Annotated in this window: 7 protein-coding genes; 4 read left to right on the forward strand and 3 right to left on the reverse strand. The window is 34.4% G+C overall.

The features are described 5' to 3' along the window. Window positions 1-95 precede the first annotated feature (95 nt). Complete coding sequence (locus tag Q0505_RS14390) at window positions 96-404, reverse strand: hypothetical protein (RefSeq protein WP_299214148.1); 309 nt, start codon at window positions 402-404, stop codon at window positions 96-98. A 233-nt stretch (window positions 405-637) separates the two neighbouring features. Between Q0505_RS14390 and Q0505_RS14395 the strand changes: the two genes are divergently transcribed. From Q0505_RS14395 to Q0505_RS14405, 3 genes are all read left to right on the forward strand, one after another. Continuing rightward, window positions 638-2,254: a CTP synthase gene (locus Q0505_RS14395; RefSeq protein ID WP_299214151.1), complete on the forward strand. Its 1,617-nt coding sequence runs from the start codon at window positions 638-640 to the stop codon at window positions 2,252-2,254. Window positions 2,255-2,349: 95 nt separating this feature from the next. Then, window positions 2,350-4,236 (forward strand): membrane protein insertase YidC, encoded by a 1,887-nt coding sequence (gene yidC, locus Q0505_RS14400; RefSeq protein ID WP_299214154.1) that lies wholly within the window; start codon window positions 2,350-2,352, stop codon window positions 4,234-4,236. 816 nt (window positions 4,237-5,052) lie between these two features. After that, window positions 5,053-5,373 carry a CPBP family intramembrane glutamic endopeptidase gene (locus Q0505_RS14405; protein ID WP_299214157.1) on the forward strand — a complete coding sequence of 107 codons (321 nt, stop codon included), beginning with the start codon at window positions 5,053-5,055 and terminating at the stop codon, window positions 5,371-5,373. 146 nt (window positions 5,374-5,519) lie between these two features. Here Q0505_RS14405 and Q0505_RS14410 read toward each other — a convergent pair whose 3' ends face one another. Both Q0505_RS14410 and Q0505_RS14415 read right to left on the reverse strand, forming a co-directional pair. Next, window positions 5,520-6,917, reverse strand: coding sequence for a fasciclin domain-containing protein (locus Q0505_RS14410; RefSeq protein WP_299214159.1), 1,398 nt, complete (start codon window positions 6,915-6,917; stop codon window positions 5,520-5,522). Between the two features lie 391 nt (window positions 6,918-7,308). Continuing rightward, window positions 7,309-8,709, reverse strand: a complete 1,401-nt coding sequence (locus tag Q0505_RS14415) for a fasciclin domain-containing protein (RefSeq protein ID WP_299214161.1) — start codon at window positions 8,707-8,709, stop codon at window positions 7,309-7,311. A 72-nt stretch (window positions 8,710-8,781) separates the two neighbouring features. Here Q0505_RS14415 and Q0505_RS14420 point away from each other — a divergent pair, with 72 nt between their 5' ends. After that, window positions 8,782-9,474, forward strand: coding sequence for a hypothetical protein (locus Q0505_RS14420; RefSeq protein ID WP_299214164.1), 693 nt, complete (start codon window positions 8,782-8,784; stop codon window positions 9,472-9,474). Window positions 9,475-9,879: the final 405 nt, after the last annotated feature.

The following is a 9,879-nucleotide window of genomic DNA, read 5'->3' on the forward strand; positions in this document are numbered from 1 at the left end:
GACTAGATTTCATGTTATTAAGATACGAAATCAAAAAAAACAAACAAAAAGAGACTGCCTTTTTAGACAGCCTCTTTTTGTGAGTAGGTATTTGACTAAACAAAATCTTGAATTTGTTCGTATATCGTGATCACTATATAAATAGCTGCGAGGATCAAAAAGAAACCTTGTTTTGTCTTGTCTTTTATAGAAAGAGCTAATAATAAAGGAATAAATCCCCAAACAATAGAAAATAAAATATTTATATTCCTAAAGAGGTCAGATTCAAAAAACTCAACATTAATTTTGAGGAGTACAAAGAAGAAAAGCTTAGAAAAAACAATCCAGATCAAAGCAAACATCACCAAGCTGTCATTACTTTGAGAAGTTTTTTGAATCATCTGCCTATTTTCAAATCTGTTCATATCGTTTTATTTTATAGTGAGTTATTAGTTACGATAATACAACTAATAATTAAAAAAATAGAATCGAAAATAAAATGTTATTTTTCTTTTAAAGCATGAAGATATATAACATCAGGATTCAATGAGTACCAATATGACTGATTCTTAAATAAAAATAACCCCTTCAAAATAGAGAGGCTACCTATAAAATTATGTATCTTTACGCCCCGTAAACGAACAATAGAATTCCATTAATGGCAGCTACAAAATACATCTTCGTAACGGGCGGAGTATCATCTTCATTGGGTAAAGGTATCATTGCCGCATCCCTCGCAAAACTCCTACAGGCACGAGGTCATAGAGTCACTATCCAAAAACTAGACCCTTACATTAATATTGATCCAGGTACACTTAATCCGTATGAACATGGGGAGTGTTATGTGACAGATGATGGCGCAGAAACTGACCTTGACTTAGGTCATTATGAGCGTTTTTTAAATGTTCCTACCTCACAATCTAATAATGTAACTACAGGAAGGATCTATCAAAGTGTCATAGACAAAGAACGTAGAGGAGAGTTTTTAGGAAAAACTGTACAAGTCATTCCTCATATTACCAATGAGATTAAAGAACGCATCCAAATTCTTGGCAATAGTGGCGACTATGATATTGTTATTACAGAGATAGGAGGAACGGTAGGTGATATCGAGTCATTACCCTATATAGAATCGATTCGTCAATTAAAGTGGGAATTAGGAAAACAAAACTCACTTGTGATCCACTTAACGCTTATCCCATACCTTGCTGCTGCGGGAGAGCTTAAAACAAAACCAACACAACACAGTGTAAAAACACTCATGGAAAGTGGGATTCAAGCAGATATTTTGGTCTGTCGTACAGAACATACGCTTAATGATGAGTTACGCTCAAAACTCGCTCGTTTTTGTAATGTAGAACGCGAAGCGGTCATTGAGTCTATAGATGCGAGTACTATTTATGACGTACCTAATTTAATGTTGGAAGAAGGACTGGATAAAATTAGCTTAGCCAAATTAGGCTTAGATGACACCACCGTTCCTGATTTAAAACGTTGGAACGAATTTTTAACCAAACATAAAAATCCAAAGTCAGAAGTGACCATTGGGCTTATTGGAAAATACGTAGAGCTTCAGGATTCTTACAAATCGATTTTAGAATCGTTTATTCACGCAGGTGCAGAAAACGAAGTAAAAGTCAACGTAGAGAGTATCCATAGTGAGTATATTACTGATAAGGTGATTAAAAATAAAATCTCAAAACTAGATGGCGTATTGGTTGCTCCTGGTTTTGGAGAGCGCGGTATTGAAGGAAAAATCAAAGCAGTACAATACGCGCGTGAGCATAAGATTCCGTTTTTAGGGATCTGTTTAGGAATGCAAATGGCAGTGATAGAGTATGGTAGGAATGTGTGCGCTTTCGCGAAAGCGAACTCTACCGAAATGGATGACAAGACTCCTTATCCAGTCATAGATTTAATGGAAGCGCAAAAAAATGTGACCGAAATGGGCGGTACCATGCGTCTGGGTGCTTGGGAATGTAAGTTAGCAGCCGGGAGCATTGTAAGAGACGTGTATGGAACAGACGTGATTAAAGAACGCCATCGTCACCGTTATGAATTTAATGATATATACAGAAGTCAATTTGAAGCGGCAGGAATGAAAATCACAGGTACCAATCCAGAAACGGGACTCGTAGAAATTATTGAGTTGCCAGATCATCCGTGGTTTGTAGGCGTGCAATACCATCCAGAATATAAGAGTACGGTGGCAAGTCCGCATCCATTATTTGTTGCATTTATCAAAGCAGCGCTCACATATTCAGAAAAAAAATAGTGCCACTATGGCACAAACGAAACATTTGGAGATAGAATTGCTATCTCTCACTAGAAATATTACTTTCGCGAAAGCGATCTATACAACACCAATTAATGAAAAAATTTGATAGAACCTCGGTGATAGGAATGCTCTTAATGGGAGCAATCATTTTATACATTATGTATACGAGGCCTACTCCAGAGGAGATTCAAGCTCAGGAGGAAGCAAAACAGGAGCAAGTTCAAGAAAAAGAAACTCCCGAAGCTTCTACCATAGCAACTCCAGAATTTACAAATACAGTAGCGTCTACAGATTCTATTGGGCGTTCTCAATTACAAAATAGATTAGGTGCTTTTGCCTATTCAGGGACATTACCTTCTGCTAGAGAAGATGTAACCGTTCTAAAAAATGATGTGTTAGAACTAGAGATTAGTAATAAAGGAGGTCATATTGTAAAGGCTACATTATTACAACACAAAACATTTGACTCGATTCCTGTGTATCTTATCAAAGATGGGAACAGTCAGTTTAATATTTCGTTCAGTACGACAGATAATCGTAATTTAAATACGAAGGATCTATTTTTTGAACCTGTTCTTTCAAAAAATGGGGATAACGAGGTATTAACGATGCGCTTAAAAGTATCACCTACAGAGTACTTGGAATACCGTTATGAGTTAAAGCAAGGTGATTATATGCTTGATTTTGGCTTAAAATCACAAGGGCTTGCACGTGTATTTAATACAGGACAACCTATGCGTTTGCAATGGGACTTCCAAGGCATGCGTCACGCAAAGAGTATAGAATATGAGAACAGATATACGCGTCTTACTTATGAGTATGATGGTGGTAAAACCGATAAGTTAGGTCAGGCAGGTGATGATGACGAAATTGTAAGTGATCTTTCTTGGATGAACTATCGTCAGCATTTCTTTAGCTCTATGCTATTGACAGATACGCCATTTAAAGAAGCAAAGTTATATTCTAACGATCTTTTAAAAAATGCCACTGACGCCGATCAAGAGACAGAGTTTACCAAAGAGTATAAAGCAGATCTTTTATTGACGCCAAGAAATGGCGAGTTAGATTATGCGATGAATATGTATTATGGTCCTACAGATTATAAAATATTAAAAGAATATGATCGTAATCTGGGAGAAGCGATGCCGTTAGGATGGGGAATCTTTGGTTTCTTAAACAAGTACCTTGTGATTCCGTTTTTTGGATTTTTAACAGGATTCTTACCTGCGGGAATTGCTATTATCTTAATGACAATAGCTATAAAATTAATATTATCTCCTGTACAATACAAGCAGTATGTATCGCAAGCCAAGATGAAAGTGTTGAAGCCTGAGATTGCAGCGATTTCTGAGAAGTATAAGGATAATGCGATGAAGAAGCAAAAGGAGACGATGGCACTCTATAGTAAAGCTGGTGCTAGTCCAGCAGCGGGATGTCTTCCTGCATTACTTCAGATTCCAGTCTTTTATGCGCTATTTACCTTCTTCCCATCTGCTTTTGGTTTGAGAGGAGAAAGTTTCCTTTGGGCAAGTGATTTATCTAGTTATGATGAGATTGCAAAGCTTCCATTTAAAATACCATTTTATGGAGACCACATCAGTTTATTTCCAATATTAGCCGCAGTTACGATCTTTTTCTCTATGCGATTAACAACCGGGAATCAAGCAATGCAACAGCCTACACAAGAAGGGATGCCAGATATGGGGAAAATGATGAAGTATATGATGTATTTCTCTCCGTTATTGATGTTATTCTTCTTTAATAACTATGCGAGTGGATTGAGTTTATATTACTTTATTTCTAACCTTATTACCATTGGTATTATTTTAGTGATTAAGAAGTACATTATCGATGAAGATAAAATAAAAGCAAAAATTGAAGTAAAGAAAGCAAAGCCTAAAAAACAAGGTCGTTTCCAGAAGAAAATGGCTGAGATCATGGAGCAAGCTGAAAAGCAAAAAAATGCGAAGGGTAAATAATAGCCTTTAGTTTTAGTATATAAAAGTGATCACCTAAGATGATCACTTTTTTTGTTTAGATAATTTTCTAGAATTGTGTAGAGTAAATATTACATCTATTTCTTTATAGTGAAATGCTATTTTCAAAAGTTTATAAAGCAATACATTTAAAATAGCTAGTTGAGCTAAACTTGTTTTTTAATGGTATTAAAGTCTTGTCTCTATTTTAGATTGGAATCTTATACCTTGATACTTACTTTAATCTTGAGATAAATATTTTGTCTTTTAGATCATAAACTATCAAGATATTATGGATACACCTATTTTTTTTACGTATGGCTCTTTACTAGTGGCGGTGATAGCTATATGGATTCCATACAAGTTTTTTAATAAGGTTCCGTTATAACTACTTTTTTTGGTGTTATCATTTTTATTTGCGTTGTTCTTTGATCGAGCTTCTGTGGTATCTTTTGTTTATACAGCGGTAGTAGGGTTTATAGTATATTGTTATTATCAAAAAAAGAGCCTACTCTTATTGTTTCTAATACTTGTACTATCCATTCCTTTGATATTTCATTTTTCAGTGATTGGATTTGATAATTATAAATATTTAGACAGTGTTAGGTTAAGTGAAGATGCCACACCGTATAGTCTCTATTTTAATTTAGATAAAACAGCCGTAGGAATTTTTGTCATCGCATTTAGTTTTAAAATTTAAAAGTAGATTTTCTATTTATTTTAAAACAAATTGTTGTGAGTTTAGTCATTATGGGACTCCTTTTCCTTGTGTTAGCCATCCTATTAGGATATTCTAAATTTGAACCAAAATAACCTTCTTTGACACCGATATGGATACTTGTGAATTTATTTTTTACTTGCCTAGCCGAAGAGGCGATCTTTAGAAGACTTATTCAACAAAGAATCTATGATCCAGTATCAGGTAAATATGCTTTATTAGTAAGTCTGTTAGTAGCTTCACTAGCCTTTGGGTTGGCACATTATAATGGAGGCGTTTTATATATACTGTTGGCTTCTGTGGCAGGATTATTTTATGGGTATATATATTATAAAACTAAAATAATAGAAAGTGCTATGTTTTTATATGTGCTGTTTAACTTAACTCATCTTTTACTTTTTACCTATCCGTCTCTTGCTTAGTATGAGTATACCTAAAATGGGTTCATTCTAAAACCAAAAAAAGCTCCGATGTTTTTATAACATCGGAGCTTTTACCTTACTAGTATAAAAGTTGGGGGTATACTAATAAGGGACTAATCTATTGATTTATTGTATTTAATTACGGATTATAAATCTCTTAGTACGCGGGAAACAGCGTGTACAACACCGTTTGCAGCTTGTACGTTTGTAACAATAATGGGATTAGAACCTCCATCAGGATCTATAATTGCAGGGGTAGAAGCGTCTATCGTAATTTCTCCACCTCCTAATGTTGTTACATTAGCACCATCTATTCCAGCGAGGTCTTCTGCTCTTACATTTGATCCTGTAACAACATGTAATTCTAAAGTAGCAGCAAGTGTACCTACAGGAACATCGTCTAATGATGCGAGCCCTAAGTCGGTTAATAAATCTGCAAATGCATCATTGGTAGGTGCAAATACAGTAAAAGGAGCAGGGTCTGTTCCGTTAGCTGTTTGTAACGCGCCTACATACCCAAAAGAAGCATCGGCAGTTAATGCAGCTACTAATGAAGAAAATGTAGGATCTGCGGTAGCAAACGTGGTAACGTCTGGTAAACCTATAACAGCATCTACTACGTGTACAACACCATTTACAGCTACGATGTCTGCTTGAGCGACATTAGAGACTCCATTAAGAGTTACGCCGCTATCCGTGTTTATATACATACTTATAGGTGCATCTGCTTCTCCATTAAATACAGCAGCAGTACTTACATAAGAATTACTTAAGGATGTAGAGATGGCAACAGCTCCAGGAATCACGTGATTAGATAATACTTGTGCAAGTACACCATTATCAACATCACCCAAAGTTGCACCATCTAAAAACGTTGTAAAAGCACCGTTTGTAGGAGCAAATACTGTAAAATCTGCATTTGTGTCAGAAAGTAAATTAACAAAAGTCATATTTCCTTCATCTGTAAGCGCAGCAACTAAAGAACTAAGTGCAGGATTTGTAGTTGCGAACGTAACAATTGTAGGAAGATCAATAACAGCATCTACAATATGTACAATACCGTTGTCTGCATTAATATCAGCAGTGGTTACAGTGGATTGGCCATTAATAACAACACCACTAGTGGTGTCTATATACATATCTAAATTGGCGTTTGTAGATGCCTCTGTAGCTAAGTTTTTTTGGTATCCGGTTGTTAAATCTGTTGAAGCCAATTCTACATTAAGAACATGGTTTAATAAAATTTGTGTTAATGCATCATTGTCTACATCTTCGAGAGCAGTTCCTCCTAAGAACGTATCAAAAGCAGCATTTGTTGGTGCAAAAACAGTAAAGTTCCCGTTAGCGGAAAGAGTTGCGTCAAGTCCTGTTTGTTGTAAAGCAGCTAATAAAGAACTAAAATTAGGATTGTTAGTTACAATATCTGCTATTGTGTTACTTGTAATTGGATCAATGTTGTTATCATCATCATCTCCACAAGAGATAATTCCTGTAAAGGCTATAGCAAGGATTGCTATTTTTGCATAATTAAAAAGTGTTTTCATAGTTTTTTGTGTTTGTATGTTTAATACAAATTTAAAAAGGTTAAACAAATAAAACGTTTAAATTAAAGTTAAAAATATTAAACAAATTATAAATTTTCTTTAATATTTTATTTTCTTGGTTCCAAAATGATATTGAATATCATTGAGTATCAACATCACAGCAAAGAGTAATGTGTTTTAATTTTCATTACTATAGAAGCGCTTCTAAACTGTAATTAAAAATATATACGGTTAGGGATAATCGTTTGGACGTTTACCATTTTCACATTATGATAAATTTAGCATTTACTGAAAAAAACAAGTATGTTGCTACACAAAATGGATCAACAAAAAAGCTTCGATATAATTGATATATCGAAGCTTTTTCAAGAATACGTTCGTGTGTGAATCTCTAGTTTCTTAGAACTCTATTTAGCGAATGTACGACACCATTTGTTGTTTGTAAATCAGTCATAAGTAATAGACTAGATTCTCCATCAGGGCCTATAATCGCTGGAGTTGTTGCATCTATAGTAATATCAAGTCCAGAAAAAGTTGTAAAGCTCATTCCATCCATAGCAGTTAATTCGGCTGCTCTGATGTTCATATTAATAATATTATGTAATTCTACGATGACAGATAAATCCATAAGTGGGATATCAGATATTCCAGTCACATTAAGGTCTGTAAAAAAGTTTTCAAAAGCATCGTTTGTAGGTGCAAAACCAGTAAACGGCGTAGCACCCTCTCCTATAGGTGTTTGTAATGCTGCAATATAATCTACATTAGGGTCTGCTATAATAGCTTCTAATAAAATAGAAAAGTTAGGATCTGCAAATATAAAAGTTGTAACATCAGGTAATGGTACAACTGCATTTACAATATGTATAACACCATTAGAAGTTACAATATCTGCTTGTGTTACAGAAGAAGCTCCATTAAGTTGAACGCCATCATCTGTATTTACATACATTGTTATAGGTGCATTCATATCTCCATTAAATACAGCCGCAGTATTTACATAAGAGTTACTTAATGTAGTAGATATTGCAACAGTACCAGGAATTACATGATTTGAAAGTACTTGCCCAAGCACATCGTTATCAATATCACTTAGCATGGCACCATCTAAGAAAGTTATAAATGCTTCATTAGTAGGAGCAAATACGGTAAAGTCTGCAGATGTGTCAGATAATAAATCTGTAAAAGCAGTATTTCCTTCATCTGTTAAGGCACTTTCTAAGGCATCTAGAGAAGGATCTATTGTTATAAATGTATTGATGGTAGCTACGTCAATAACCATATCAACTTCATGTAATACCCCATTATCAGCATCTATATCTACTCCTATTACTGTTGATTGGTTATTTATCACAACGCCACTAGTTGTATCAATATACATGTCAATAGCAACATTTGATGAAGCTTCAGTAGCAATAGTTTTTTGATATCCTGTCGTAAGATCGGCAGCAAAAAGTTCTGCATTAAGTATATGATTTAATACGATTTGTGTAAGTACGGTATTGTCCACGTCTTCAATAGCTGTTCCACCTAAAAAAGCATCAAAAGCTGCATTTGTAGGAGCAAAAACCGTAAAATTACCACTACCTGCAACAGTAGCATTTACACCTGTTTGATTTAGAGCTGCAAGAAAAGAACTATAATTAGGTTCGTTAATAACAAGATCTAAGATCGTATTACTAGGTGTGTTATCAATGATATTTCCATTATCATCATCATCCGAACAAGAAAGTATTCCTATTGTCGTTATGATAAGGAATAGTATCTTAGTAATAAGTATTTTTTTTTTCATAATTTGGGATACATTAATTTTTTGCAAAGATATGTGTATCACTCATAAATAAACGATGCAAAACGCTATAAAATGGTTAAACAAATTTTAATTTTCACAGTATTCTGTTTTTATTCATGTTTTTTCGGAAATGCTCAGGAATTTAACAAAATTGATGAGAATAACAAAAAGCATGGTGCTTGGCATAAATTTTATGAGGGATCTACACAATTGCGATATGAAGGAACTTTTAATCACGGACAAGAAATAGGGACATTTAAGTTTTATGATATAAAAGGCGGACATCCAACCGCAGTCAAAATATATGAAGCAGAAAACGAACTTTTTGATGTTATTTTTTATACCACAGACGGAAAAAAAGTAAGTGAAGGAAAGATGAAACAACGCTCCCGAGAAGGAAAATGGGTGTATTATCATCAGGATGGTAAAAGTATTATGACAGAAGAGTTCTATAAAAATGACCTTTTAGATGGAGAACGTGTCGTTTATTTTGAGAATGGAACGGTTGCACAACGTATAAACTATGTTCAAGGAAAAGAAAATGGCTTAGAAACTCATTTTTCAGAAAATGGTGTTGTTGTAAAAACATATACCCATGTAGATGGAAAATTACACGGTCCTGTAAAACTATATGAACTTGACGGTACCATCATGCGTGAAGGAAATTATAAAGACAATAAAAAACACGGAACTTGGAAGTACTACACCAACGGAAAATTAGAGAAAACACTTAAGTTTCCGCTCAATAAAATAGGCGTACATTAATATCTCATCTCTATAAATCTTTTTGCCGCTTTCGCGAAAGCGTATATCCTCATACCAAAAAAATGTAAATAGCTTTGCTATAAATAAGGAATCACTTACGCTTCAATTACATTTATGGTACTTACTCCAAAGCCCGTAAAACTCTAAAGAAATTGTTTTAAGCTTTCGCGAAAGCGAATAATTACATACCTGAAAAAGGACAAGTAGCTTTGGGATATAAACAACGTTTCTTATGGTTTTGAATTCCCTAAATTTCAAGCAGTTCTTAAAACCAGAGACTGCATTCACTAACTAATTTACCCCATTCACTAAATAAATACGAGATCTTGTAGTAATCATTATAGTTTTAGTATTGAAAACAGTTACGTACTGAATATGATAATAGCACTAAATTATGTTACAATG

The organism is uncultured Dokdonia sp., from assembly GCF_937910895.1.
Lineage (GTDB): Bacteria > Bacteroidota > Bacteroidia > Flavobacteriales > Flavobacteriaceae > Dokdonia.

Coding starts and splice junctions, on each gene's coding strand:
- Q0505_RS14390 (WP_299214148.1), bottom strand. CDS start 404: ATGAACAGATTTGAAAATAGGCAGATGATTCAAAAAACTTCTCAAAGT.
- Q0505_RS14395 (WP_299214151.1), top strand. CDS start 638: ATGGCAGCTACAAAATACATCTTCGTAACGGGCGGAGTATCATCTTCA.
- yidC (WP_299214154.1), top strand. CDS start 2,350: ATGAAAAAATTTGATAGAACCTCGGTGATAGGAATGCTCTTAATGGGA.
- Q0505_RS14410 (WP_299214159.1), bottom strand. CDS start 6,917: ATGAAAACACTTTTTAATTATGCAAAAATAGCAATCCTTGCTATAGCC.
- Q0505_RS14415 (WP_299214161.1), bottom strand. CDS start 8,709: ATGAAAAAAAAAATACTTATTACTAAGATACTATTCCTTATCATAACG.
- Q0505_RS14420 (WP_299214164.1), top strand. CDS start 8,782: ATGGTTAAACAAATTTTAATTTTCACAGTATTCTGTTTTTATTCATGT.